Genomic DNA, 24,591 nt, shown 5'->3' with positions numbered 1-24,591 from the left:
CAGGCCCCGCCGTCCGGCGCGGTGCCGTCGCCTGGCGCGGTGCCGTCGCCTGGTACGGCGGCGGCCGACGTGGTGGCGTCCGGCGGTGCGGTGCGGCCCGCCGCCGTGGCTGCGGGTGAAGGGTTGTCCGGTGCCGCAGCCGCGGGCGCGGTGCTGCCCGGTGTGCCGACGCCTGCCGCCGAGCTGGCGCGTGTCGCCGCGGGCCGGGCCGCCGAGGCGCTCGCCGGGCCGGCGCCGGTCCGGCTCGACGACGTGGTCCCGGCGCCCGAGCAGGTGCGCCCCGACCCGACGGGTGACTTCACGCTGAACGCGGACGCGGTGCTGCGGGTCAGTCCCGCCGGCCTGGACGTGGCCGAACAGCTCGCCGGCTGGCTGCGCCCGGCCACCGGCTTCCCGCTGCCGGTCGCCGACGCCCCCGCCGCCGAGGACGGCCCGCTGACGCTCACGCTGTCGCCGTCCGCTCCGGGCGCTGCCGCTGCTCCCGCGACCCGGGCGACCGACGACGGCTCCGCCGGGTCCGTCGGCGACGGGCTCGGGGACGAGGGCTACCGGCTCGACGTGACCACCGACGGCGTGCGGATCAACGCCGCCACCCCGGCCGGACTGTTCCACGGCGCGCAGACGCTGCGGCAACTGCTACCCGCGCCGATCGAGAGCCCGACCGCTGTCGCCGCGCGCTGGGCCGTGCCCGGCGGGACGATCGTCGACCGTCCGCGCTTCCCCTACCGGGGCGCCATGCTCGACGTCGCCCGCCACTTCTTCGCCGTCGAGGACGTGCTGCGGGTGGTCGACCACCTGGCCCGCTACAAGCTCAACCACCTGCACCTGCACCTCACCGACGACCAGGGCTGGCGCATCGCCGTCGACTCCTGGCCCCGGCTCACCGAGGTCGGCGGCGCGACCGAGGTCGGGGGCGGCCCGGGCGGCTGGTACTCCCGGGACGACTACCGGCGCATCGTCGCGTACGCCGCCCGCCGCCACGTGACAGTGGTGCCCGAGATCGACCTGCCCGGCCACACCAACGCGGCGCTCGTCGCGTACCCCGAGCTGGCCCCCGGCAAGATCGCGCCGCCGCCGTACACCGGCACCGAGGTGGGGTTCAGCTACGTCGACCCCGATGACGAGCGCACGTACGACTTCGTCGCGGACGTGGTCGGCGAGGTGGCCGCGCTGACGCCCGGACCGTGGCTGCACCTCGGCGGCGACGAGGCGTTCAAGGTGCCGGCCGACAGCTACCGCACCTTCGTGAACCGGGCGCAGCGGCTGGTCGCCGCCACCGGCAAGACAGTCGTCGGCTGGCACCAGCTCGCCCCGGCCGAGCACGTCGACGGGCGCGTCCTGCAGTGGTGGGGCACGAACGGCGACGACCCGGAGACCGCCGACGCGGTACGCCGGGGCGCCCGCGTCATCCTCTCCCCCGCCAACCATGCGTACCTGGACATGAAGTACGCCCCGGACACCCCGATCGGGCACGACTGGGCCGGTCTGATCGACGTACGCCGGGCGTACGAGTGGGATCCGGGCACCCACGTGCGGGGCGTACCGGCCGAGGCCGTGCTGGGCGTGGAGGCGCCGCTCTGGACCGAGTCGGTGAGTACGCGGGCCGAGGTCGAGTTCATGCTCTTCCCCCGCCTGCCCGCCGTCGCGGAACTGGCCTGGTCACCGCGCGCCACGCACGACTGGTCCGGGTTCCGGGAGCGGCTCGCCGGCCACGGCCCGCGCTGGAGCACCGCCGGAATCACTTTCCACTCCTCCCCCGAGATCCCCTGGCCTCCCTCCATCCCCACCCCTCGCCCTCACCGGGAGAACAGCCCGCGTTGATCATGAAGTTGACGGCGACAATCCGGACACGAAGCGCCGCCAACCTCATGATCACCCCGTCGGCGGCACAGGGTCTTGGCACGAACCCGCCCCCGAGGGCCCCGAACCTTCCAAGATCCTCAACAGCACCCAGCCCTGAGGCGGACAACTCGGACAACAGGGCGCTCACCGTGGCTTGATCGACTCCACTTCCCCGAAGTGGCGGCATCATCGTCCATGATCAACTCAACCTCGCCGAGGTGGTGTCATCAGAGGCCCCGCGACACCACCACTTCGGCGAGCTGGAGTTGATCATGCCGAGCGGGGGGCAGTGCGCCGGGGAAACGATGAGGCCACGCCTACCAGGGCCGTGAACGCCACTCACCAAGCACGCGTTGACCAAGGAGTTTGTGGCCGTTCGGGGCGTTCCGACGGCCACCAACTCCTTGATCACCGCGGCGTGCGGTTACCCGACGCCACACAAGCACCCCACCCGGGTCGGTGATCAAGGGGTTTGTGTCCGTTCTGGGCGCTCCGGCTGACACAAACTCCTTGATCAACGCTGGCCAGGCCAGCGTTGGGCGGATTGTCCGGTTGGCGCGTGGTGGGCGCCACGCCTGGGCTGGAATCGGGGCGGGGTGCGGGGCGTTGTACATGGCAGACCGCGCCGCCCCCCGCCGACCACCTCGCCCCGCCCCCGGCGGGCAGGGAATCAGGTCGGAACGCCGGTCGTTACATCCCCGGGCCGCCGAGCAGGCCGACAGCGCCTGTCGAGCAGGCCGCCAGACCGGGCGACGCCCGCCGGGAATGACCCCGGCCCGCAAGTCGTTACATCCCCCGAGCCGCGCAGGAGCAGGCCCCCACGGGCCGCCCGCGTGTCAGCCCTCTTACCGACGGGCACCCCCCAAGACTTTCCCCCCTTTCGCGGCATCCCCCATCGCCGCGTACCCCCGACAGAGAGGCAACTGATCATGGCTACCACTCTGCTGCGCAAGACCGTTCTGACCGCTGCCGGCATCGCCGCCACCGCCGGTGGCATCGCCGGCCCCGCCATCGCCGCCCAGGCCACCCCGGCCGAGCGCGCCGCCGCCCAGGTCACCACCGACCGTAAGGGCCACGGTGAGCGGGAGCTGGACGTGCGCTACGAAGCCCAGCCCAACTTCTACTTCTGCGGCCCCGCCGCCGCCCGTAACGCCCTGAGCGTGCAGGGCAAGAACATCGACGTGCACGCCATGGCCCAGGAGATGGGCACCACCGAGGCCGGCACCAACTCCATCAACGACATCACCCCGGTGCTGAACAAGGAGACCGGTAAGGACGTCTACAAGTCCACCGAGATCCCCGTGGACAAGGCCCGCGACCGCGACAAGGTCGACAAGCTGCGCGCCGACGTGGTCACCACCGTCGACGACGGCCGCGCCGTGGTGGCCAACATCGCCGGCACCGCGACCGACACCGACGGCAACGCCCACTCCTTCGAGGGCGGCCACTACATCAGCGTGGTCGGCTACCGCGACGACGGCAAGATCGTCACGATCGCCGACTCGGCCAACCCGAACCAGGCCTCCTACCGCATGGACGTCGACGAGCTCGCCCGCTGGATCGCCAGCCGCGGCTACAGCTCCTGACCCAACCACCATGACGAAGGGCCCGACCCCACCACAGGGGTCGGGCCCTTTCGCGTACCCGGGTCTCAGCCGCCGGAGTCGTCCAGCTCGGCGCCGTCCGGCGGGGTGTCGTCGTCGCGGCTGGCCAGCCACCCGTCGGGCAGGAACACCTTGCCCGGGGAGTTGGTGCGGCCGCGCGGCTGGCCGAGGTTCTCCACCGGGAACGGTACGGCCGGATCGAGCTTGCCGAGCAGGTCGTCGAGCTGCGCCAGGCTCTCGATCATGGCGAGCGAGCGGCGCAGCTCGCTGCCGATCGGGAAGCCCTTGAGGTACCAGGCGACGTGCTTGCGGAAGTCGGTGCAGCCGTCCCGCTCGCCCCGGGCCGGGTTGCGGGCGCCGGCCACGAACTGCTCCACCAGCAGCTCGGCGTGCCGGCGCATGGTCACCGCCACCTCGCCGAGGCTTGGTAGCCGCCGTTCGGGGCTGCCGTTGAACGCGGCCTCCAGGTCGGCGAAGAGCCACGGCCGGCCCAGGCAGCCGCGCCCGATCACCACGCCGTCGACGCCGGTGTGCGCGACCATCCGCAGCGCGTCGTCGGCCTCCCAGATGTCACCGTTGCCGAGCACCGGCACGTCGAGGGCCGCCTTGAGCGTGGCGATCGCGTCCCAGTCAGCGGTGCCGGAGTAGCGCTGCGCGGCCGTACGCCCGTGCAGGGCGACCGCCGCGACGCCCGCGTCCTGCGCGGCCAGCCCCGCCTCGACGTACGTCAGGTGGTCGTCGTCGATGCCCTTGCGCATCTTGACGGTGACCGGCACCCCGGCGGGCGACGCGGCGCCCACCGCGGCCTTGACCAGCCGGGCGAACAGCCGGCGGCGCCACGGCAGGGCCGAGCCGCCGCCCTTGCGGGTCACCTTGGGCACCGGGCAGCCGAAGTTCAGGTCGATGTGGTCGGCGAGGTCGCGCTCGACCACGATCCGCACGGCGGCCGCGGTGATCTCCGGGTCGGTGCCGTAGAGCTGGAGGCTGCGGGGCTGCTCCTCGGCGCCGAAGGCGATCATGCGGAGCGTCTTCGGGTTCCGCTCGACGAGCGCCCGGGTGGTGATCATCTCGCAGACGTAGATGCCGCCGCCCTGCTCGCGGCAGAGCCGGCGGAAGCCGACGTTGGTGATCCCGGCCATCGGCGCGAGCACCACCGGCGGCCACACCTGGTGCGGGCCGATGGTCAGCGCGGGCAGCGTCGGGGCAGTCACCGCCCAAGTGTAAGGAAGGGCCCCTTCTTAACGTCTCCGGTAGAGCAGGGGCCCCTTGTTAACAGGGGCACATATCACAGCCGGCCCGCCGCGCGGACGTTCTCCACACCAGGGCCCGGTGTCCACAGGCCGCGCGGACGGGCCGGAAGAGCAGCGGTCGAGCCCGCACGCTGCCGGGCATGCCTGAACAGCCACCCGAACTCAGCGACCTGGCGGAACGCCAGCAGCAAATCGTCACGCGGACGCAGCTTCTCGGCGTCGGATACGACGACATGTACCTGTACCGGCAGACCCGGCGCGGCCTGTGGCAGCGGGTCTTGCCGGCGACGTACGCGCTCGTCAGCGGCACCCTCACCGACGAGCAACGACGCATCTCCGCGGCGCTCTACGCGGGCGCCGACGCGCAGCTCACCGGCCTGGCCGCCCTCATCTGGTACGGCTTCCGGCACAGCCCGCGCACCGCTGACGTACACCTGATCCTGCCGCACCACGTGCGGCAGCCGCTCGGCCGGTCACGCGGTGATCGCGCGGGCCCTGGAGCTTGATCCGCGGGCCCGGCGGACCGCGCTGTACCCGGTGTGCTCGCCCGCGCGGGCGGTGGTGGACGCGGCCCGCGACCTGCGCCACCTGCGGCCGGTACGGGCGACGGTGGCCGAGGCGGTGCAGCGCGGTTTCACGGACCTGGCCAGCCTGGACGCGGAGATCCGGCGGGCCCGGCGCAGCCGCACCGCCCTGATCCGGAAGGCGTTCGCGGAGATCACCGACGGGGTCCGCTCGGCGCCGGAGACGGAGCTGCGGGAGTGCCTGGGCGGCAGCCGCGTGCTCACCGGGATCCTGTGGAATCCGCGGCTGTCGGCGGCCGACGGCGCCCGGCTGCCGACGCCGGACGGCTACCTCGCCGAATGCGCGGTGGCGCTGGAGGTCGACTCGCGGGAGTACCACCTAAGCCCGGCCGACTGGGCGCGGACGCTGGACCGGCACAACGAGCTGAGCCGGCACGGGGTGCTCGTCCTGCACTTCACGCCGGCGCAGATCCGCCGGGAGCCGGGCCGTGTGCGGCGCACGGTGGAGGACGCGTACGCGGCCCGGCGGGGCGTGGGCGCCGGGACCGGTGTACGGGCGGAGCCGATCACCCCCGGGTGACGGGTGTTAAGAAGGGGCCCCTTCTCTACGCGAGGCGTTAAGAAGGGGCCCTTCCTTACACAACAATCAGCAGCCGGGGAGACGCTCGATCAGGTAGCGCTCGACCTGGTCCAGCGAGACGCGCTCCTGGGCCATCGTGTCCCGGTTCCGGACCGTGACCGCGTTGTCGTCGAGCGTGTCGAAGTCGACAGTCACGCAGAACGGCGTGCCGATCTCGTCCTGCCGGCGGTAGCGGCGGCCGATCGCCTGCGAGTCGTCGAACTCGACCACCCAGCGCTTACGCAGATCGGTGGCGAGCTGCTTGGCCTTCGGCGACAGCGCCTCGTTGCGCGACAGCGGCAGCACGGCGACCTTGACCGGGGCGAGCCGCGGGTCGAAGCGCATGACGGTGCGCTTGTCCACGCCGCCCTTGGTGTTCGGCGCCTCGTCCTCGTCGTACGCCTCCAGCAGGAACGCCAGCACCGCGCGGGTGAGACCGGCGGCCGGCTCGATCACGTACGGCATCCAGCGCTCGCCCTTGCCCTGGTCGAAGTACGACAGGTCGACGCCGGAGTGCTTGCTGTGCGTGGACAGGTCGAAGTCGGTGCGGTTGGCGATGCCCTCCAGCTCGGCGAACTCGCTGCCGCCGAACCGGAACCGGTACTCGATGTCGACGGTGCGCTTCGAGTAGTGGGAGAGCTTCTCCTTGGGGTGCTCGTAGAAGCGCAGGTTCTCCTCGGACAGGCCGAGGTCGAGGTACCAGTTCCAGCGCTCGGAGAGCCAGTACTCGTGCCACTGCTCGTCGGTGCCGGGCTCGACGAAGAACTCCATCTCCATCTGCTCGAACTCACGCGTCCGGAAGATGAAGTTGCCGGGGGTGATCTCGTTGCGGAACGACTTGCCGGTCTGCGCGATGCCGAACGGCGGCTTCTTGCGGGCGACCGTCTCGACGTTCTTGTAGTTGACGAAGATGCCCTGGGCGGTCTCCGGGCGCAGGTAGTGCATGCCCTCGTCGCTCTCCACCGGGCCCAGGTAGGTCTTCATCAGGCCGTTGAACATCTTCGGCTCGGTGAAGGTGCCCTTGTTGCCGCAGTTGGGGCAGTTCAGCTCAGTCAGCGAGGTCAGCGGCTTGCCGTGCTTGGCCTCGTACGCCTCTTCCAGGTGGTCGGCCCGGAACCGCTTGTGGCAGGACTGGCACTCGGTGAGCGGGTCGACGAACTCGGCGATGTGGCCGCTGGCCTCCCACACCTTGCGGGCCAGGATGACCGCCGAGTCGAGGCCGACGACGTCGTCGCGCTGCTGCACCATGGTCCGCCACCACTGCCGGCGGACGTTCTCCTTCAGTTCGACGCCGAGCGGACCGTAGTCCCAGGCCGACCGGGTGCCCCCGTAGATCTCGCTGGAGGGAAAGACGAAGCCCCGGCGCTTGGCGAGGCTGGTGACGGCGTCGATACGGTCGGCTGGCATGTTTCCTCCTACGCCGGCTGGCGGTCGGCGCGGTTGAGATGGATAAAACCGGGCTGTTCGGGACAACGGTACGACCGCGTTCGTCCCGAGCCCAGCAGAATACCGGGGGCCGGTCAGCTCACCCCGCAGACCTCCACGCCGCCCGTCTGCTGGTCCGGGGCCAGCGTCACGGTCTGCGCCTCCCGCCGGCCGCCGGCCAGCGTGACGTCCACCGGCACGGTGAGCGTGGTGATGTCGACCTCGCCGACCCGGTAGCCGGAGATCTGCGGCTCGGTGGCCACCCGCCGCTCGAACTCCCGCCGGGGCTCGCGTCGGCGGAGGTCGTCGCAGAGCGTGTCGTACGCCTTGGACCACTCGCGGGCCACGAGCGCCTGGTAGTAGTCGCTGGTGACGGCCCGGCCCTGCTCGCCGATCGCCTGGGCGTTGCTCACGGCCAGGCCGACCACCGCCGCGCCGCCTCCGCCGCAGCAGATCAGGACGGCCAGCGCGCCGGCGCCGAGGCCGAGCCAGAGTCGGGTCCGCCCGCCCTCGGTGGGCGGGGCGGCGAACGGCGGCGCGGCGCCGGGACCGGGCGGCGGCGCGGGTGTCCCCGGGTCCGCCGGCGGCGCGGGCGGCACAGACGACGGGGGTGGTGCGGCCGGTCCGGGAGCGGTCATACGCGCCAGGGTAGTGCCCCGGCACTCACCGGTAAGGACCTGCGGCCCGATCGCTGGCGACGACGACGATCTCCCCCTCGGGGGCGGCGCTGGCGAGCGTCTCGTACGCCGACGGCTCGTCCACCGATCGGGCGAGCAGCGGCACGGCGGTGACCTTGACGTCGAAGCCGCCGAGCGCCCGCCGGTAGGCGCCGACCGACTCCCACTCGGTGAGCAGGCACCAGTGGTCCGGGTCGTCGAGCGCCCGCAGCAGCTCACCGCGCAGGTAGCCGGGGCGGGCGGCGAGCGCGGCGAGCGCGGCGTGCGCCTCCCGGGTGAACTCGTCCACCGTTTCGGCTTCCACCACGAACCGGTTGGTGACCAGCACGGCGTTCCTCCTCGTAGAGTTTGTGGCATGCAGCGTACGCAGAGTCCCGTGCTGTCCCGGATGGCACGGCTCAACCCGACGGCGGTGTTCCTCGCCGTACTGGCCCTGATGCTGGTCGGCCTCTTCGCGCCCGGCCCGGCGGGCGGCGTCCTGCTGCTGGCGCTGGCCGGCGGCCTGGTCTGGCTGATGTCGGTCACCTGGCCGGTGCAGGCCCCGGCGACCCGGATGATCCGGCTGGTGATGCTCACCGTGTTGATCGCGGTGGCGCTGGCGAAGCTCATGGTCGGCTGACGCTGGGCAGCAGAGCCGAGCTGACCTGCGCTGACATGCAATCATGCGTTTTTGACAATAGTTTTCGTTGTCGCGGACAGTTGAGCCCATGACCGTTCGTGCACCTCGCCGTATCCTGACCGCCGCAGCCACCGCCCTGCTCGCCGCCGCCGGCCTGACCGCCTGCGCGGACGGCACGGGCGCCGCGAGCGAACCGGGCAAGGTCGGCGTGGTGGCCGCGTTCTACCCGCTGCAGTTCCTGTCCGAGCGCATCGGCGGCGACACGGTCACGGTCAGCAACCTGACCAAGCCCGGCGCGGAGCCGCACGACCTGGAACTCAACCCCCGGCAGGTCGGCCAGGTGGTCGACGCCGACGTGGTCGTCTATCTCAGCGGCTTCCAGCCGGCGGTGGACGAGGCGGTGGAGCAGAACGGCGGCGACCGCGCGTTCGACGTGGCGGGCGTCACGCCGCTGCGGGACGCCGCCGCCGGTGGCCACGACCACGACCACGAGGGCGAGGCCGGGCACTCCGACGAGGGCGGCGGCAAGGACCCGCACGTCTGGCTCGACCCGACGCGGCTGGCCACCATCGGCGACAAGCTCGCCGAGCGCCTCGGCAAGGCCGACCCGGACCACGCCGCCGACTACACCGCCCGCGCCGGCGCGCTGCGCGCCGAGCTGACGAAGCTGGACACCGAGTTCACCGACGGGCTGCGCACCTGCGCGCGCCGGGAGATCGTGACCAGCCACGCCGCGTTCGGCTACCTCACCGAGCGCTACCAGCTGGAGCAGATCGGCATCAGCGGGCTCACCCCGGAGTCCGAGCCGTCCCCGCAGCGCCTCGCCGAGGTCGCCGAGGAGGCCCGCGAGCACCAGGCCGGCACGATCTTCTTCGAGACGCTGGTCAGCCCGAAGGTTGCCGAGACGATCGCGCGCGAGGTGGGCGCGAAGACGGCGGTGCTGGACCCGCTGGAGGGCCCGCCCACCGACGGCGACTACCTCTCCGCGATGCGCGCCAACCTGCAGACCCTGCGAACCGCCCTGGACTGTTCATGACCTCACCCGTGATCGAGATCGCGCACGCCACAGTCGGCTACGACGGCCGCCCGGTGCTGCGTGACGTCTCGCTGACAGTGACCGCCGGCGAGGTGGTCGCCGTGCTCGGCGCCAACGGCTCCGGCAAGTCGACGCTCGTGCGCGCCGCGCTCGGCCTGGTGCCGGTCGGCGCCGGGTCGGTCGCTCTGTTCGGCACGCCGCTGCGCCGCTTCCGGCAGTGGCACCGCATCGGGTACGTGCCGCAGCGGCTCGGCGCGGGCAGCGGAGTACCAGCCACCGTGCGCGAGGTGGTGGCGTCCGGGCGACTGGCCCGCCGCGGCGTGCTGCGGCCCGCCGGACGGGCGGACCGGGAGGCGGTGGCGGCGGCGCTGGACGCGGTCGGGCTCGCCGACCGGGCCGGTGACCCGGTGTCCACGCTCTCCGGCGGCCAGCAGCAGCGCACCCTGATCGCCCGCGCGCTCGCCGGCGGGCCGGAGCTGCTGGTGCTCGACGAGCCGACCGCCGGGGTGGACGCGGCCAGCCAGGAGGCGTTCGCCGGGGCGCTGCGCGCGTTCCGCGACGGCGGCGGCACGGTGCTGCTCGTCGCGCACGAGCTGGGCCCGCTGCGCCCGCTGATCAGCCGGGCCGTGGTGGTGCACCAGGGCGGCATCGCCCACGACGGCGCCGTGCCGGAACCGGCCGGCCACCACGCCGACCCCGACCACGAGCACGTGCACCCGCACTGCGACGAGGAGCCCGCCCGGCTCTGGACAGGCATCTGAGATGGACCTCTTCCAGTACGACTTCATGCTCCGCGCGCTGGTCGGCGCGCTGATCATCGGGTTGGCCGCGCCCGCGCTCGGCATCTACCTGGTGCAGCGGCGGCTGGCGTTGATCGGCGACGGGATCGGGCACGTGGCGCTCACCGGTGTCGGCGCGGGCCTGCTGCTCAACCGCTCCCCCGTGCTGGTGGCGGTGATCGCCGCGACGCTCGGCGCGATCGTCATCGAGCTGGTCCGGGCGTACGGGCGCACCTCCGGCGACCTGGCGCTGGCGCTGCTGTTCTACGGCGGCATCGCCGGTGGCGTGGTGCTGGTCGGGCTCTCCGACGCCAGCAGCGGGGCGCTCAACGCGTACCTGTTCGGGTCGCTGACCACCACCTCGCAGGGCGACCTGGTCACCATCGGGGTGCTCGGCGCGGTGCTGCTGGTGACCATGCTGGTGCTGCGCCCGGCGCTGTTCGCGGTCTGCCACGACGAGGAGTACGCGCGCGTCTCCGGCCTGCCGGTACGCGCACTGAACCTGATCATCGCGGTCGGCACCGCGATCACGGTGACCATCGCCATGCGGGCGGTCGGGGTGCTGCTGATCAGCGCGCTGATGGTGGTGCCGGTGGCCACCGCGCAGCAGGTGACCCGGGGCTTCCGGTCCACCATGACCGCGGCCATGGCGCTCGGGCTGTTCGCCGCCGGCGCCGGGGTCTGGGTGGCGGCCACCGCGGACACCGCGCCCGGCGCGTCGGTGGTGCTGGTGGCGATCGGCTCGTTCCTGCTGGTCGCGCTCGCCGCGGGCGGTGTGCGGGCGTTGCGGCGCCGGGCCGGGAACGACCGGGCCGTGCCACCGGCCGAGCCCGCCGAGCACGAGGTGCTGCTCGGATGAGGCCCTACCGGCTGACGCAGCTGGGATTGGTTACCGTTACAGGGTGACCGGCACGAACGGGTACGACGCCTTCGAGGGTGCGGGTGACCTGCTGCGCGCGCTCTCGGCCCCGATCCGGCTCGCGATCGTGAGCGAACTGGCCGAGGGCGAGCGCTGCGTGCACGAACTGGTCGAGAAGCTCGGCGCGCCGCAGCCGCTGGTCTCCCAGCATCTGCGCGTGCTGCGCGGCGCCGGGGTGGTACGCGGGTCGCGGCGCGGCCGGGAGATCGCGTACGCCCTGGTGGACGACCACGTCGCGCACATCGTGGCGGACGCGGTCAGCCACGCCGGTGAAGGGCCGTCCTGAGGCGCGAATCCGTCTCGTGCCGGGGCGGCCGAGCCGTGGCAGGCTGTCCGGCGTGAAGATTTACGCCGACCGTTTTCCCACCGCCGTCCGCCAGTTCCTCACCGACCTGCTCGTGGTCGCCTGGGTGTACGCGGCGATCCGCTTCGCGATGTGGCTGCACGACGTGGTCGAGAAGCTCGCCGTACCCGGGCAGAAGCTGGAGGGGGCCGGCGGTGGACTCGCCGACAACCTGGCCGACGCCGGCGGCAAGGTCGGCCGGGTGCCGATCGTCGGCGACGAGCTGACCGCGCCGTTCACCCGGGCCGCCGACGCCGCCCGCGCGGTCGCCGAGGCCGGCCGCGACCAGCAGGAGCTGGTCGGGCAGCTGGCGCTCGGGCTGACCATCGCGGTGCTGGTGTTCCCGCTCGGCCTGGTGCTGTTCGGCTGGCTGCCGCTGCGGGTGCGCTGGATGCGCCGGGCCGGCGCGGCGAAGGCCCTGGCCGGCGTGCCGGCCGGCCGGGACCTGCTGGCGCTGCGCGCGCTGGCCGGTCAGCCGCTGTCGAAGCTGAACCGGATCGCGCCGGACGTCGCCGAGGCGTGGCGGCGCGGCGACGACGCGACAGTCGACGCGCTCGCCGCGCTGGAGCTGCGCGGGCTGGGGCTGCGCGGCGGCCGCTGACGGACCGGCTCCGGGCTCCGGGCTCCGGGCTCCGGGCTCCGGGCTCCGGGCTCCGGGCTCCGGGCTCCGGGCTCCGGGCTCCGGGCTCCGGGCTCCGGGCTCCGGGCTCCGGGCTCCGGGCTCCGGAAGAAGATGATGCACTTCTCGGCGTTATGACTCTCAGTCATAACTATGACTGAGAGTCATAACGCCGAGAACAGAGTCCTTCCTCTGGCGCCACGTGACACTGCGTAACGGGTCGCTGGGCCGCCTGAGGACCGCCGGTCCGACGGCACGCCGCAGGTCCGGCACCATGGCCACGGGCCCGGGCCACGCCGCGACACCAGCCCGCTCCCCCGGTTCGGGAACGAGACCGGTGGGGCGCGGCCGAAATTCCTGCGCCGCCGGGCAGTCGCCGGACTCCGCGTGGACCGACGGACGACGCCGTCCGCAGGCACAGCACGCCGGAACCCGGCACCGCACCGGCGGACGACGACCGCCGGTGCGGGCGTAGCGGTTGGTCAGCCGGCCGGCGGGATGCGGCGTCGGACGTCCTCGGCGGTGGACGCTCCGGGTTCCCAGCGCGCCACCCAGGGCAGGTCGGCGGGCGGCGTGAGGACGCCGTCCTCCACCGAGGCGTACCGGCCGGCGACGATCCGCTTGGCGGCCGCCACGTCGACCGAATCGGTGTTCGACCACAGGCCGGTGAACAGCTCGTCGACGCGCAGCCGGGCCTGGCGGCAGAACAGGTCGGCCAGTTCGACGTTCTCCGGGTGCGCGTCCCGCTCGGCGTGGGCCCGGACGCAGACCGCGCTCATCGCGAACAGCTCCGCGCCGATGTCCACCACCCGGCCGAGGAACGCCTGCTTGCGCTCCATCTTCCCCTGCCACCGCGACATGGCGTAGAACGTCGACCGGGCCAGCTTGCGGGAGGTCCGCTCGACGTGGCGCAGGTGCCCGGCCAGCGGCCCGAACTCCTGGTACGCCCCGGGCGCCTGCCCCTTGCCGACGGCGAGCGTGGGCAGCCACTTCGCGTAGAAGGCGCCGGCCCGCGCGCCCGCCTTGGCCTTGCGGCCCAGCCCGGCGTCGGGGTCGATGATGTCGCCCGCGACGGACAGGTGCGCGTCGACCGCCTCCCGGGCGATCAGCAGGTGCATGATCTCGGTGGAGCCCTCGAAGATCCGGTTGATCCGCAGGTCGCGCAGCAGTTGCTCGACGGCGGCGGGCCGTTCGCCCCGGGCGGCGAGCGAGTCGGCCGTCTCGTACCCGCGGCCACCGCGGATCTGGATCAGCTCGTCGGCGATCCGCCAGGCCATCTCGCTGGCGTAGAGCTTGACCAGCGCCGCCTCGATCCGGATGTCGTTGCGGTCGTCGTCGGCAAGCATGCAGGACAGGTCGAGCATGGACTCCATGCCGTACGTGGTGGCGGCGATGAAGGACAGCTTCTTCGCCACCGCCTCGTGCTCGGCCACCGGTCGGCCCCACTGGACCCGGTCCGCCGCCCAGTCCCGGGCCACGTTCAGCGCCCACTTCCCGGCGCCGACGCACATCGCCGGCAGCGAGAGCCGGCCGGTGTTCAACGTGGTCAGCGCGATCTTCAGGCCCTTGCCCTCGCCGCCGATCACGTTCTCCTTCGGCACGAAGACGTCGTGGAAGCGGGTGAGGCTGTTCTCCAGGCCGCGCAGCCCGACGAAGGAGTTGCGCCGCTCGACGGTGATGCCGTCGCTGTCGCCCTCCACCACGAACGCGGTGATGCCGCCGCGCCGCCCGTCGCCGGCCGGCACCCGGGCCATCACCACGAGCAGGGTGGCGAGCGTGCCGTTCGTGGCCCACAGCTTCACCCCGTTGAGCCGGTAGCCGGTGCCGTCGGCGGTGGGCTCGGCGGTGGTGGCGAGCCGGGCCGGGTCGGAGCCGACGTCCGGCTCGGTGAGCAGGAACGCGGAGACCTCACCGGCGGCGAGCCGGGGCAGGAAGCGTTCCTTCTGCTCGGGCGTGCCGAACATCTTCAGCGGCTGCGGCACGCCGATCGACTGGTGCGCGGAGAGCAGCGCGCTCACGGCCGGGTTCACCGAGCCGACCAGCATCAGCGCGCGGCAGTAGTGCAGGTTGCTCAGCCCGAGCCCGCCGTACTTCCGGTCGATCTTCATGCCGAACACGCCGAGCCCGGCCAGGCCGTGGAACACCTCGTCGGGGATGCGCGCGTCCCGCTCGATCGCCTCGCCGTCCACCTCGGACCCCAGGTATGCGCGCAGCGCGCCGAGGAACTCGTCGGCGCGGGCCACCTCGCCCGGGTCGGGCCGGGGCCACGGGTCGATCAGGTCGAGGCGGAAACGGCCGAGGAACAACTCCTTGCCGAAGCTGGGCCGGTCCCAGGCCGACTCGCGGGCCGCCTCGGCGACCTGGCGGGCCTCCTTCTCGGTGACCTGGCCCGCCTCCGTGGGCAGCGGCCCCGCGCCGTCGGGGGACTCGGGCCGGCTGTTCTGTGTCGTGGTCACGGCTGCCTCCTCGTCGGTCCGGCTGCGTCGACGCGCTCGACGAAAACGACGCTACCCCCGGGTGTTACCCAGGGGTAGCGCCGTGTGCACGTCCGATTGGCGGACGGTCAGTCGGTGAGCGACTGCGGGGCGTCGTCCTCGTCGTCGATGTCGTCCTCACCCCAGTTGCGCCGGCTGAACGGCAGGATCGCCCAGAAGATCAGGAACCAGAGGCCGGTGAGCGCGCTGAGCAGGAACGCGATCGGCCGATCCAGTACGAAGTCGGTGACCAGCAGGACCGAGCTGACCATCGCGATCAGCATGAAGAACAGGCCGCCGGTGGCCATCCGGTGGGCGAAGCGGACCAGTTCCGGCTTGCGTCCCTGGCGGAACAGCGCCCGGTGGAACGCCACCGGAGAAATGATCATCGCGGCGGACGCGGCGGCGGTCAGCAGCGCCAGAATGTAGATGTCACGCTGGAACTCGGTGGTCCGGTCGAACCCGGCGCTGAACGGCAGCGTCAGCAGGAAGGCGAACAGGATCTGCACGCCGGTCTGCGCGACCCGCAGCTCCTGCAACAGATCGGCGAAGTTGCGCTGCCAGCGCTGCTTCTCGGATTCCTTCGACACTCGCGGACCTCCCCGGGAGACGGCACGGCCGGCGGGAAAACGCCCACCGGCGCACCGCCTGTGCCCGGTTCGGGCGATCGCGAAACCGGCTCAGGAGCCGCGGCGGATACGCCCCGCGTATCGTGCCTCCAGCTCGGCGTTGTGCTCGTCGCCGCCGGTGATGTTCGCGGACAGGTAGACCGGCGGACGCTCCCCCGCCGCGACCAGCCGGGCCACCACCTCGGCGACGATCTGCTGGGCCAGCAGCGCCGCGGTGATCGACGAGACCGCCCCCACCGCGCCGCCGCCCGGCAGCGGCAGCGTCGCGTCGCCGTACGGCGCGCCGTTGTCCAGCACCACGTCCGCGAAGTCGGCGAGCTTGCGGCCGGACGGGTGCCGCGACGTCATCCGCGCCGAGTGCTGCGCCGAGGTGATCGCCACCAGCCCGTGCCCGCGTTCCTTCACGATGGACGCGAACTCGACCATCGCGCCGTTCACGCCCGAGTTCGAGGCCAGCACGAACACGTCCTGCGGGCGGATCGGCGCCAGCTCGTAGAGGCGGTGCGCCACCTCCGGGTCGCGTTCCAGCTTCGGGCCGAGCACGCCGGCCGGGTCGCCGCCGACCAGCACCAGGTCACGCAGCGCGATCCGGTTGGTGGGCACCAGGCCGCCGGCCCGCCCGGCGATCTCCATGGCCAGCGCCTCGGAGTGCCCGGTGCCGAACGCGTGCACCACAGCGTCGGCGCGCAGCGCCGCCGCGATCAGGTCGGCCGCGTCGGCCACGTTGCGCCGCTGCTCGGCGGCCACCCGGCCGATCGTCTCCGTCACCACCGCCAGGTACGCCTCGGCGCTCACCGTCATGCCTCCTCCGTTCCTGCGCACCGGGCGAGGATCGCCTCGGCCAGCGGGCCCGGCGCCTCGTCCGGGATCCAGTGGCTGATGCCAGGCAGCGTCACGAACCGGTATTCGCCGGTGACGTGCGCGGCGCACGCCTGCGCGGCGGTCCGGCCGATCGCCACGTCCTTGTCGCTCCACACGAACGTGGTCGGCACCCCGACCGGGGCGACAGCCTTCATGTCCGCGCCGGTCATCGCGCGGTACCAGTTCAGCGCCGCCGTCAACGCGCCCGGCTCGCGCATCGGCTCGGCGTACCGGGCCATCGTGCCGGCGTCGCCCACACCGCTGAGCATCCGGCGCAACGCGGCGGCGTTCAGCGCCAGCAGCACCCGCTCCGCCGTACCGGGCTTGCGGAACAACGTGATGTAGGCGGACTTGATCTTCTGCCGCGGGTCGGTGGCGAGCGCGTGCCCCATCGCGGCCGGGTGCGGCACCGACACCGCGGTCAGCGTCAGTACCCGCTCCGGATGCGCCGCCGCCAGGCCCCAGGCCACGATCGCGCCCCAGTCGTGGCCGACCAGGTGCGCGCGGGTCACCCCGAGCGCGTCCAGCACGCCGGCCGCGTCGGCCACCAGCTCCGGAATCCGGTACGCCCCGACGTCCGCCGGCCGCGCGCCGGGCGAGTAGCCGCGCTGGTCGAGCGCGTACGTGCGCAGCCCGGCAGCGTGCAGCGCGGGCGTGACCGCGTCCCACTCGCCGGAGTGCTGCGGGAAGCCGTGCAGCAGCAGGACCGGGTCACCGCCCTCGGGGCCGCCGGCGCGTACCTCGAACGTCAGTCCCCGCGCATCCACCAGCATGATCGCCACCATACCGACACTCGCCCTGCTGGGCCGGGGCCCGTGGTCGGTGCTAGCGTCTGCGACGAGACAACTTCACATCCGACAGGGGAGCGCACAGCGCTGAGAGTGCGGGCCGGTGCCCGCAGACCCTCGAACCTGATCTGGGTAATGCCAGCGCAGGGAGTTCGGTCGACCTCCAGCCGCGTCGACGTCCGGTGACCACCGGGCGCGGCGTGCGTCTTCTCCTGGTTCACCTCGACGAACTGGGAGCCAACCGTGAACCACACCGACAGCAACCGCTGGCGTACCGTCGACATCGTCGTCGCCTCGATCATCGCCGTCACCTTCGGCGTCGTGTTCTGGGCCTGGGGCCTGCTCTGGAGCGCCACCGACGCGGCGTTCGCGTTCTTCCCACCGGCGCAGGCCGTGCTCTACGGCGTGTGGCTGATCCCGGCGGTGCTCGCCGGCCTGATCATCCGCAAGCCGGGCGCCGCGCTGTACTGCGAGACGGTGGCCGCGATCATCTCCGCCCTGCTGGGCAGCCAGTGGGCGGGCATCGTGATCCTCCAGGGCCTGATGCAGGGCATCGGCGCCGAGCTGGCGTTCGCGGCGTTCCGGTACCGCTCGTTCAAGCTGCCGGTGGCGGTGCTGGCCGGCGCGATGACGGGCCTCGGCGCGGCGATCTTCGACTTCGTCTACTGGAACGAGGCGTACGACTTCGCCTCCTACCGCCTCCCGTACGCGCTGATCACGATCGTCAGCGCCACGATCGTCGCCGGTCTGGGCGCGCACGTCCTCACCCGCGCGCTGGCGAACACCGGCGTGCTGGACCGCTTCCCCGCCGGCCGCGACCGAGCCCTGGTCTGACGCCCTCCATCGTGTTGATCATGAAGTTGGCGGCCGTTTCGGCACCCGTCATCGCCGTCAACCTCATGATCGACGGAGGAGAGGGGGTGGGTGGGCGGTGAGCGGGGTGGTGCTGCGGGGGTTCGGGTGGCGGCACGGGGGACGGAAACGCTGGGCTCTGCGCGGGGTGGATCTGCGCGTGGAGAGCGGCGAGCGGGTGCTGCTGCTCGGACCCTCCGGGGCCGGTAAGAGCACGCTGCTGGCGGCGCTGGCCGGGCTGCTGCCGGAGGACTCCGGCGAGCAGGAGGGCACCGTCGAGATCGACGGGCTAAACCCGCGCAAGGCCCGCGAGCGCGTCGGCATCCTGTTCCAGGACCCGCAGACCCAGCTCGTCATGGCCCGCTCCGGCGACGACGTCGCGTTCGGGCTGGAGAACCGGGGCGTGCCGGCCGACGAGATCTGGCCCCGCGTCGACGAGGCGCTGCACCGGGTCGGCTTCCCGTACCTCCGGGACCGCCCGACCGCCGCGCTCAGCGGCGGTGAGCAGCAACGGCTGGCGCTGGCCGGCACGATCGCGCTGCGCCCCGGGCTGCTGCTGCTCGACGAGCCCACCGCCAACCTCGACCCGGCCGGCGCCGCGCTGATCCGCCGGTCCGTCGCGAACGCGCTCGACCCGGACACCACGATGATCCTGGTCGAGCACCGGGTCACCGAGGCGCTGCCGCTGGTCGACCGCGTGGTGGTGCTGGAACCCGGCGGCGGGGTGCGCGCCGACGGGCCGCCCGATGCGGTCTTCGCCGCGCACGGCGACGCGCTGGCCGCCGCCGGGGTCTGGGTACCCGGCCACGTCGCGCCACCCCGGCACGCCACCACGGCGCCCGGCGACGTGCTGCTCACCGCGCAGCGGCTCGGCCTGCCACCCCGGCTGGCCTCCACCGACCTCCGGGTACGCGCCGGCGAGGCGCTCGCCGTCCTCGGCCCCAACGGGGCCGGCAAGTCCACGCTGGCGCTGCTCCTGGGCGGCCTGCTGCCACCCGCGACGGGGACCGTCACCGCGTCGGCGGAGCTGGCGGGGCGGGACGCGCGCACTCCCCCGCACCGCTGGCGGGCGCCCGCGCTGGTGCGCCGGATCGGTTCGGTGTTCCAGGACCCGGAGCACCAGTTCGTCACCGCCACGGTCCGCGACGAGCTGGCACTCGGCCCGCGCCGCACCGGTCAGCCCGAGGCAGCGGTGACCGCCACCGTGGACGCGTTGCTGGAACGGCTGCGGCTGGACCGGCTGGCCGGCGCCAACCCGTACACCCTCTCCGGCGGCGAGGCGCGGCGGCTGAGCGTGGCGACGGCGCTGGCCACCGCGCCCCGCCTGCTGATCTGCGACGAGCCCACGTTCGGCCAGGACCGGCGCACCTGGCTGGAGCTGGTCGACCTGCTGGCCGAGCTGCGCGACGCGGGGCACGGCGTGGTCACGGTGACCCACGACGAGGACTTCGTCGCCGCGCTGGCCGACCGGACGTTCGTCCTGGACCGCTCCCCCGCCGGGGCGTCCTCGTGATCAACGTCGAACCGGTCGCCGCGCCCGGCGCCCCGCTGGCCCGGCGCAACCCGGTGGCGAAGCTGGCCGCCGCGATGGTCTTCACGCTGATCCTGGTGGCGACGCTCGATCCGGTGGCCCCGGCTGTCGCCATCGCCGTCGAGCTGGCGGTGCTGCCGCTGTTCGGCGTCCGCTACCGGGTGCTGGCCCGCCGGGCCTGGCCGCTGCTCGCCGGTGCCGTCGGCATCCTCGTCACGCTGGTGCTCTTCGCCGCCGACCGCTCCGGCCCGGTGCTGCTCCAGGCCGGCCCGGTGCTGGTCACCGAAGGTGTGCTGGTCATGGCGCTGGGTCTGGTGCTCCGGATGCTGGCGGTGGCGCTGCCCGGCGTCGTCGTGTTCGCCACCACCGACCCGACCGACCTGGCCGACGCGCTGATCCAGAACGCGAAGGCGCCCGCCCGGTTCGCCATCGGGGCGCTGGCCGCGTTCCGGATGGTGCCGCTGCTGGAGCAGGAGTGGCGGATGATCAGCATGGCCCGGCGGGCCCGCGGCGTGGACGCCGGCCGCAACCCGGTGGCCAAGCTGCGGCTGTTCGGGTCCACCGCGTTCACGCTGCTGGTGGGCGCGATCCGGCGGGGTACCCGGCTCGCGGTGGCGATGGACGCCCGGGGCTTCGACGCGGGTACTCCGCGCTCGGTCGCCCGCCGTCAGCGCTTCGTCCTCGCCGACACGCTGTTGATCATCGGGGCGGCGCTGATCGCCGGCGCGGCACTGACGCTCAGCGTGCTGCTCGGCACGTTCCGCCCGCTGATCGGCTGACCCCCCGCCGATCAGGAGATCGACGATCTCCTTTCGTGATCGTGGTCAATATTGTTAGCCTGGCCCGGTGCTTGATCACCTGGACATCGCGCTGCGTTGCCTGATCGGCGTGGTCTTCCTGGCCGCGACGTTCGGCAAGGTCCGCAGCCGCGCGTCCTGGCGCGAGTTCGTCGCCTCGCTCGCCGCCATGCGGGTGGTGCCGACGCGGCTCGTCCCCGCCGTCGCCGGTCTGGTCGGCCTGGCCGAAGCCGCCGTCCCGGTCCTGCTGCTGGTGCCGCCGACCCGTCGGCTCGGCCACGTGCTCGCGGCCCTGCTCCTGGTCGCCTTCAGCATCGGGATCGCCGTCACGCTGGGCCGCCGGCAACGGGTTGCGTGCCGCTGCTTCGGCGCTACGGGCGCACCGCTCGGCCGGCGACACCTGCTCCGCAACGGCCTGCTGATCACCGCCGCGCTGCTGGGAGTGGCAGCCGCCGGCCCCACCGGCGAAGTGCCCCCGGCGGGCGTCGCCGTGGCCGCGGTGGCCGGCGCGGTGGGCGGGCTGCTCTTCGTGTGGTTCGACGACATCACCGACCTCTTCGTCGGCCAGCCTGCCGGGCCCGGCACCGGACGCCGTGGCGTGCCCGACAGAGGCGCCGGTGGACCAGTGACCCCGAGGTAGTCGAGCACTCCGACAAGCACGAAGGAGCAACCCCATGGCGTATCTCGCCGCTGCCGTCATCGTCGTCGGCATCATCGGCCTGCTGAACCTGATCCTCGCCGTCGGAGTGATCAGGCGGCTCCGCGAGCACACCGTACGGCTCACCGCTCTCGAGGCCGGGCACGGGCACAGCGACCAGATCATGCTCGGGGCCGGGAGCACCGTCGCGCCATTCCAGGCGGTCACCGAGGACGGCGTGACAGTCACCCGGGACGGGCTGACCGGGCGCACCCTCGTCGGGTTCTTCTCCCCGGACTGCACCCCCTGCCGGGAGCGCATGCCGCAGTTCATCCGGTACGCGGCCGAGCACCCCGGCGGCCGGGACCACGTCGTCGGGATCGTGGCGAGCGGCCGGGACGCCGCCGACGAGTACGTCGCCGCGCTGACCCCGGTGGCCCGGGTCGTCGTCGAATCCGACGGAGGGCCACTCTGCACCGCCTTCGGGGTGCAGGGCTTCCCGGCGATCGGCCTGATCGACGAATCCGGCGTCGTCGTCGCCAGCGGCTCCCTGATCGAAGACCTCTCGGCCCCCGTGGCCGGATGACCCCACCGGGCAGTGCGCCTGAGGCGGCCGATCGGCGGCGGTGGCCGCTGCTGGCCGCAGCCGTCATGGGCGCCCGCCTGGTCCGGCGCGGGGCGCTCCTGGCCACCACCGCCTACGGCCTTGTCACGTTGGCGAGCGGGGTACTGCCGATCGTCACCGCCTGGCTGCTCAAGGTCGTCCTGGACGCGGTCGGCAGCGGGGCGGCCTGGGGCACCGTGCTCGGCGCCGGGGCCGGGCTGGCCGTCGCCGGGCTCGGCACCGCCCTGCTGCCGCAGCTCGGCGCGTATCTGACCGGCGAGATCGGACGGAACGTCGCCCTCGTCGCCGACGACGAGCTCTACCGTTCGGTGGGACGCCAGGTCGGGTTGGCGCGGCTGGAGGACCCGGTCTTCCTGGACCGGCTACGGTTGGCCCAGGACGCCGCGGCCATGCCGGTCCAACTGGTGGAGGCGGCCTTCGGCCTGGTGCGCGGGGTGCTGCTGGTCGGCGGCTTCGTCGGATCGCTCGCCCTGCTCAGTCCGGCCCTCACCGGGCTGGTCCTGCTGGCCGCCGTACCCGTGTTCCTGGCCGAGCTGGCCCTCGCCCGGCGGCGGGCGCGCGTGCAGTGGCAGGTCGGCCCGTGGGAACGCACCGAGATCGTCTACCGGGGCCTGCTCCAGGACGTGCAGGCGGCGAAGGAGATCCGGCTGTTCGGCCTGGAGGACTTCCTGCGCGGGCGGATGTTGCGGGAGCGACGCCGGGCCAACCAGGCACTGCGCCGGGTCGATCGGCGGGAGCTGCTCATCCAGGGCGGGCTGGGGGTGCTCGCGGCGGTGGTCGGCGGGGCCGGGCTGCTCTGGGCGGTACGGGCGGCGTACGCGGGCGAGCTGACCGTCGGCGACGTCTCGATCGTGATCGCCGCGCTCGCGGGCGTGCAGACCGGGCTCAACGCGCTGGTGCGTGCCGTCGCCAGTGGACACGAGCAACTGCTGCTCTTCGACCACTTCGCGGTGATCGCCACCGGTCCGGTGGATCTTCCGCTCGCCGTCGATCCGGCGCCGGTGCGGCCACTGCGCCGGGGCATCGAGCTGCGCGACGTCTGGTTCCGCTACAGCGACGAGCTGCCCTGGGTGCTGCGCGGCGTCGACCTGTTCCTGCCGGCGGGTCAGGCGGTGGGACTGGTCGGGCTCAACGGCGCGGGCAAGAGCACGATCGTCAAGCTGCTCTGCCGCTTCTACGACCCGAGCCGGGGGGCGATCCTCTGGGACGGCGTCGACCTGCGCGACCTCGACGTGGCGCAGCTCCGCCGCCGGATCGGCGCGGTCTTCCAGGACTACATGGCCTACGACCTGAGCGCGGCGGAGAACATCGGGGTCGGCAACCTCCCGGTGTCCGACGAGCGGGACCGGCTGGTCCGGGCGGCCCGCAAGGCCGGGGTGCATCCGGTGGTCGAGGCGCTGCCGTACGGCTACGACACCCTGCTCACCCGGATCTTCTTCGGCGAGTCGGACCAGGGTGACCTGCAGACCGGGGTGCGCCTCTCCGGCGGGCAGTGGCAGCGGATCGCGCTGGCCCGCGCCTACCTGCGGGAGGAACACGACCTGATGATCCTCGACGAGCCCAGCTCAGGCCTCGACCCGGACGCCGAGTACGAGGTGCACACCGCGCTGCGTGCCCACCGGTCCGGCCGTACCAGTGTCCTCGTCTCGCACCGGCTCGGCTCGATCCGCGACGCCGACCGGATCGTGGTGCTCGCCGACGGGCGGGTGGCCGAGCAGGGGACGCACACCGAGCTGCTGGCGGCCGGCGGCGCGTACGCCGAGCTGTTCCGTCGTCAGGCCGACGGCTACCAGCTCGATCCGGTACCGGAGGAGGCACGGTGACCCGGCCGATCGCGGTGGTCGCCGCGCTCGTCGCAGCCGTGGCGGCGCCGGTCGCGGTGGTGTGGTGGCTGCGTGAGCGGTACGTGCTGGTCACCGTCCACGGTGAGAGCATGCTCCCGACGTACCGCCCCGGGGATCGGGTGCTGGTGCGGCGGGTGCCGCCCTCGGCTCTGCGTACCGGCCAGGTCGTGGTCGCCGGATGGCCGGGTGAGCGGCAGGCGCCCCCTCGGCGGTCCCGCAGGGGCCGGCCGGTGGTGGACGAGGGTTGGCTGATCAAGCGGATCGCGGCCCTGCCGGGCGATCCGGCGCCACCGGACCTGCCCGGCGCGGTCGAGGACGGCCCGCCGGCGACCGTGCCGCCGGGACTGCTGGTGCTGATCGGCGACAACCGGGCGGCAAGTCACGATTCGCGGCAGCTTGGCTACTTCGCTCACTCGGATGTGCTCGGCGTGGTGAAACGCGAGGTCGCTTCAGCGGGTCATCGAGCGTCATAAACATGTATGATCATCGAAGTCCTGCCTACCGGCGGGAAACATCGATAAGGAGGAGCCCGATGATCCGACTGATCGAATCACTGGGCGACCGGGTGCTCAGCCTGGTCGTCCCGAAGACCACGGCTGCCGCTGCGGCGACAGCCTGCACGCCGGGCTGGGGTGCCTACTGCGACTGCCGGTCCGGGAAGCCCTACTACCTGTACTGCCGCTGCGTGAACGGCATCCGGCGCTGCGACTGCACCGCCCGGAACGGGATCGGCACCTGCTGATCCTGCCTCACCCCGTGAGCCCGCCCTGCCGGTGACGGCAGGGCGGGCTCACTCCTTCCCGAACGGTCGCGGGAACGCCTCTGCCGGTCAGCTCCGGCGGAACGCGTAGAACCGGGTCTGGCCGGCACGCTGGCTACGTCCACCGAGCCGCGCCTGACGCCCTGCCGGTGGGCCCGACCGGGGCGGCGTCGCGGATGCGCCGGGCAGAACCGGCGTCTCCGGGAGCGACACCGGCCCCGCGGCCTCGGCGGACGCCCCGGAGGCGACGGCGGGCGCCACCGGCTCCGTGGGGAGCACCACCGCGGGCGGCCTCACCGCGAGCGCGTCGAGGTTCGGCGGGATCCCCTGTGGCGAGGACTGCTTGCGGGACTTCTTCGGATTGCGCTTCGCGGGCATTCGCGGGCCTCCTGTCGTGCGGGCGCGCCGACCGGGACGCGCCGAGCGAGGGCTCCGGTGCGTTCCGATCACGACAGACACCGCGGCCGACGGCGGCGGGAAAGGGATGCGGACGCCCGGAGCAGGACGGGTCCACGGCACTGGCGGCGGTGGACCGGG

26 protein-coding genes and 1 riboswitch are annotated in these 24,591 nt (G+C 73.0%); of the genes, 18 read left to right on the top strand and 8 right to left on the bottom strand.

Going from position 1 to position 24,591, the window contains the following annotated elements; all coding sequences use genetic code 11:
* Nucleotides 1-69: 69 nt before the first annotated feature.
* Nucleotides 70-1,821, top strand: a complete 1,752-nt coding sequence (locus ACSDG8_RS24450; RefSeq protein WP_374225820.1) for a beta-N-acetylhexosaminidase — start codon at nucleotides 70-72, stop codon at nucleotides 1,819-1,821.
* 950 nt (nucleotides 1,822-2,771) lie between these two features.
* Complete coding sequence (locus ACSDG8_RS24445; protein ID WP_439427257.1) at nucleotides 2,772-3,428, top strand: C39 family peptidase; 657 nt, start codon at nucleotides 2,772-2,774, stop codon at nucleotides 3,426-3,428.
* Nucleotides 3,429-3,493: 65 nt separating this feature from the next.
* On the opposite strand, the gene dusB is transcribed toward ACSDG8_RS24445, so the two are convergent.
* A complete protein-coding gene (gene dusB, locus ACSDG8_RS24440) occupies nucleotides 3,494-4,657 on the bottom strand; it encodes a tRNA dihydrouridine synthase DusB (protein WP_210898143.1) in 1,164 nt (387 codons plus the stop codon).
* Nucleotides 4,658-4,836: 179 nt separating this feature from the next.
* Here dusB and ACSDG8_RS24435 point away from each other — a divergent pair, with 179 nt between their 5' ends.
* Entirely contained in the window at nucleotides 4,837-5,202 is a 366-nt protein-coding gene (locus tag ACSDG8_RS24435) for a type IV toxin-antitoxin system AbiEi family antitoxin domain-containing protein (RefSeq protein WP_247679341.1), read from the top strand.
* On the top strand, nucleotides 5,177-5,800 hold the full coding sequence (locus tag ACSDG8_RS24430) for a hypothetical protein (protein WP_247679340.1): 624 nt from the start codon (nucleotides 5,177-5,179) through the stop codon (nucleotides 5,798-5,800). Before ACSDG8_RS24435 ends, ACSDG8_RS24430 begins: the two co-directional genes overlap by 26 nt.
* A 66-nt stretch (nucleotides 5,801-5,866) precedes the next feature.
* Here the strand turns inward: ACSDG8_RS24430 and ACSDG8_RS24425 are convergent, their stop codons facing one another.
* The 3 genes from ACSDG8_RS24425 to ACSDG8_RS24415 all read right to left on the bottom strand — a co-directional run bounded on the left by ACSDG8_RS24425 (nucleotide 5,867) and on the right by ACSDG8_RS24415 (nucleotide 8,269).
* Entirely contained in the window at nucleotides 5,867-7,246 is a 1,380-nt protein-coding gene (locus ACSDG8_RS24425; protein WP_013475540.1) for a glycine--tRNA ligase, read from the bottom strand.
* A 113-nt stretch (nucleotides 7,247-7,359) separates the two neighbouring features.
* The gene (locus ACSDG8_RS24420; protein WP_221453303.1) at nucleotides 7,360-7,902 is read right to left on the bottom strand and encodes a hypothetical protein; all 543 of its coding nucleotides are present in this window, start codon (nucleotides 7,900-7,902) and stop codon (nucleotides 7,360-7,362) included.
* A gap of 25 nt (nucleotides 7,903-7,927) precedes the next feature.
* Nucleotides 7,928-8,269, bottom strand: a complete 342-nt coding sequence (locus tag ACSDG8_RS24415; RefSeq protein ID WP_030503150.1) for an antibiotic biosynthesis monooxygenase family protein — start codon at nucleotides 8,267-8,269, stop codon at nucleotides 7,928-7,930.
* 27 nt (nucleotides 8,270-8,296) lie between these two features.
* Here ACSDG8_RS24415 and ACSDG8_RS24410 point away from each other — a divergent pair, with 27 nt between their 5' ends.
* The 6 genes from ACSDG8_RS24410 to ACSDG8_RS24385 all read left to right on the top strand — a co-directional run bounded on the left by ACSDG8_RS24410 (nucleotide 8,297) and on the right by ACSDG8_RS24385 (nucleotide 12,238).
* Nucleotides 8,297-8,560 (top strand): DUF6703 family protein, encoded by a 264-nt coding sequence (locus ACSDG8_RS24410; protein ID WP_210898141.1) that lies wholly within the window; start codon nucleotides 8,297-8,299, stop codon nucleotides 8,558-8,560.
* Between the two features lie 88 nt (nucleotides 8,561-8,648).
* Nucleotides 8,649-9,596, top strand: coding sequence for a metal ABC transporter substrate-binding protein (locus tag ACSDG8_RS24405; protein WP_210898139.1), 948 nt, complete (start codon nucleotides 8,649-8,651; stop codon nucleotides 9,594-9,596).
* Nucleotides 9,593-10,357, top strand: coding sequence for a metal ABC transporter ATP-binding protein (locus ACSDG8_RS24400; protein ID WP_210898137.1), 765 nt, complete (start codon nucleotides 9,593-9,595; stop codon nucleotides 10,355-10,357). Before ACSDG8_RS24405 ends, ACSDG8_RS24400 begins: the two co-directional genes overlap by 4 nt.
* Before the next feature lies 1 nt (nucleotide 10,358).
* Nucleotides 10,359-11,234, top strand: a complete 876-nt coding sequence (locus ACSDG8_RS24395) for a metal ABC transporter permease (RefSeq protein ID WP_210898135.1) — start codon at nucleotides 10,359-10,361, stop codon at nucleotides 11,232-11,234.
* Nucleotides 11,235-11,277: 43 nt separating this feature from the next.
* The gene (locus ACSDG8_RS24390; protein ID WP_030503145.1) at nucleotides 11,278-11,580 is read left to right on the top strand and encodes an ArsR/SmtB family transcription factor; all 303 of its coding nucleotides are present in this window, start codon (nucleotides 11,278-11,280) and stop codon (nucleotides 11,578-11,580) included.
* 52 nt (nucleotides 11,581-11,632) lie between these two features.
* Nucleotides 11,633-12,238, top strand: coding sequence for a hypothetical protein (locus ACSDG8_RS24385; protein ID WP_210898133.1), 606 nt, complete (start codon nucleotides 11,633-11,635; stop codon nucleotides 12,236-12,238).
* 500 nt (nucleotides 12,239-12,738) lie between these two features.
* On the opposite strand, the gene ACSDG8_RS24380 is transcribed toward ACSDG8_RS24385, so the two are convergent.
* The 4 genes from ACSDG8_RS24380 to ACSDG8_RS24365 all read right to left on the bottom strand — a co-directional run bounded on the left by ACSDG8_RS24380 (nucleotide 12,739) and on the right by ACSDG8_RS24365 (nucleotide 16,993).
* Nucleotides 12,739-14,712 carry an acyl-CoA dehydrogenase family protein gene (locus ACSDG8_RS24380; RefSeq protein ID WP_210898131.1) on the bottom strand — a complete coding sequence of 658 codons (1,974 nt, stop codon included), beginning with the start codon at nucleotides 14,710-14,712 and terminating at the stop codon, nucleotides 12,739-12,741.
* Between the two features lie 107 nt (nucleotides 14,713-14,819).
* Nucleotides 14,820-15,320 carry a DUF6328 family protein gene (locus ACSDG8_RS24375; RefSeq protein ID WP_210898129.1) on the bottom strand — a complete coding sequence of 167 codons (501 nt, stop codon included), beginning with the start codon at nucleotides 15,318-15,320 and terminating at the stop codon, nucleotides 14,820-14,822.
* 90 nt (nucleotides 15,321-15,410) lie between these two features.
* The gene (locus tag ACSDG8_RS24370; protein WP_210898127.1) at nucleotides 15,411-16,160 is read right to left on the bottom strand and encodes a sugar isomerase domain-containing protein; all 750 of its coding nucleotides are present in this window, start codon (nucleotides 16,158-16,160) and stop codon (nucleotides 15,411-15,413) included.
* Entirely contained in the window at nucleotides 16,157-16,993 is an 837-nt protein-coding gene (locus ACSDG8_RS24365) for an alpha/beta fold hydrolase (protein WP_210898125.1), read from the bottom strand. Before ACSDG8_RS24365 ends, ACSDG8_RS24370 begins: the two co-directional genes overlap by 4 nt.
* Before the next feature lie 76 nt (nucleotides 16,994-17,069).
* A riboswitch (TPP riboswitch) is annotated at nucleotides 17,070-17,176 on the top strand.
* Nucleotides 17,177-17,251: 75 nt separating this feature from the next.
* On the opposite strand from ACSDG8_RS24365, the gene ACSDG8_RS24360 reads away from it, so the two are divergent.
* The 8 genes from ACSDG8_RS24360 (at nucleotide 17,252) to ACSDG8_RS24325 (ending at nucleotide 24,036) form a co-directional block, all read left to right on the top strand.
* Nucleotides 17,252-17,842 (top strand): ECF transporter S component, encoded by a 591-nt coding sequence (locus ACSDG8_RS24360; RefSeq protein WP_439427256.1) that lies wholly within the window; start codon nucleotides 17,252-17,254, stop codon nucleotides 17,840-17,842.
* A gap of 97 nt (nucleotides 17,843-17,939) precedes the next feature.
* The gene (locus tag ACSDG8_RS24355) at nucleotides 17,940-19,373 is read left to right on the top strand and encodes an ABC transporter ATP-binding protein (RefSeq protein ID WP_210898121.1); all 1,434 of its coding nucleotides are present in this window, start codon (nucleotides 17,940-17,942) and stop codon (nucleotides 19,371-19,373) included.
* Nucleotides 19,370-20,170, top strand: a complete 801-nt coding sequence (locus ACSDG8_RS24350; protein WP_210898119.1) for an energy-coupling factor transporter transmembrane component T family protein — start codon at nucleotides 19,370-19,372, stop codon at nucleotides 20,168-20,170. Before ACSDG8_RS24355 ends, ACSDG8_RS24350 begins: the two co-directional genes overlap by 4 nt.
* Before the next feature lie 67 nt (nucleotides 20,171-20,237).
* Nucleotides 20,238-20,828, top strand: a complete 591-nt coding sequence (locus ACSDG8_RS24345; RefSeq protein WP_210898117.1) for a MauE/DoxX family redox-associated membrane protein — start codon at nucleotides 20,238-20,240, stop codon at nucleotides 20,826-20,828.
* A 34-nt stretch (nucleotides 20,829-20,862) separates the two neighbouring features.
* Nucleotides 20,863-21,411 (top strand): TlpA disulfide reductase family protein, encoded by a 549-nt coding sequence (locus tag ACSDG8_RS24340; RefSeq protein ID WP_210898115.1) that lies wholly within the window; start codon nucleotides 20,863-20,865, stop codon nucleotides 21,409-21,411.
* The gene (locus ACSDG8_RS24335) at nucleotides 21,408-23,273 is read left to right on the top strand and encodes an ABC transporter ATP-binding protein (protein ID WP_210943235.1); all 1,866 of its coding nucleotides are present in this window, start codon (nucleotides 21,408-21,410) and stop codon (nucleotides 23,271-23,273) included. Before ACSDG8_RS24340 ends, ACSDG8_RS24335 begins: the two co-directional genes overlap by 4 nt.
* A complete protein-coding gene (locus ACSDG8_RS24330; RefSeq protein ID WP_210898111.1) occupies nucleotides 23,270-23,767 on the top strand; it encodes a S26 family signal peptidase in 498 nt (165 codons plus the stop codon). The genes ACSDG8_RS24335 and ACSDG8_RS24330 overlap by 4 nt, the downstream gene beginning before the upstream one ends.
* A gap of 59 nt (nucleotides 23,768-23,826) precedes the next feature.
* A complete protein-coding gene (locus ACSDG8_RS24325; RefSeq protein ID WP_120568514.1) occupies nucleotides 23,827-24,036 on the top strand; it encodes a hypothetical protein in 210 nt (69 codons plus the stop codon).
* The last annotated feature ends 555 nt before the right edge of the window (nucleotides 24,037-24,591 follow it).

The sequence above is a fragment of the Micromonospora sp. LA-10 genome (assembly GCF_051853095.1).
Lineage (GTDB): Bacteria > Actinomycetota > Actinomycetes > Mycobacteriales > Micromonosporaceae > Micromonospora > Micromonospora echinospora_A.
Note: the sequence above shows the minus strand (reverse complement) of the source record. Positions and strands in the feature narration are given on the sequence as shown.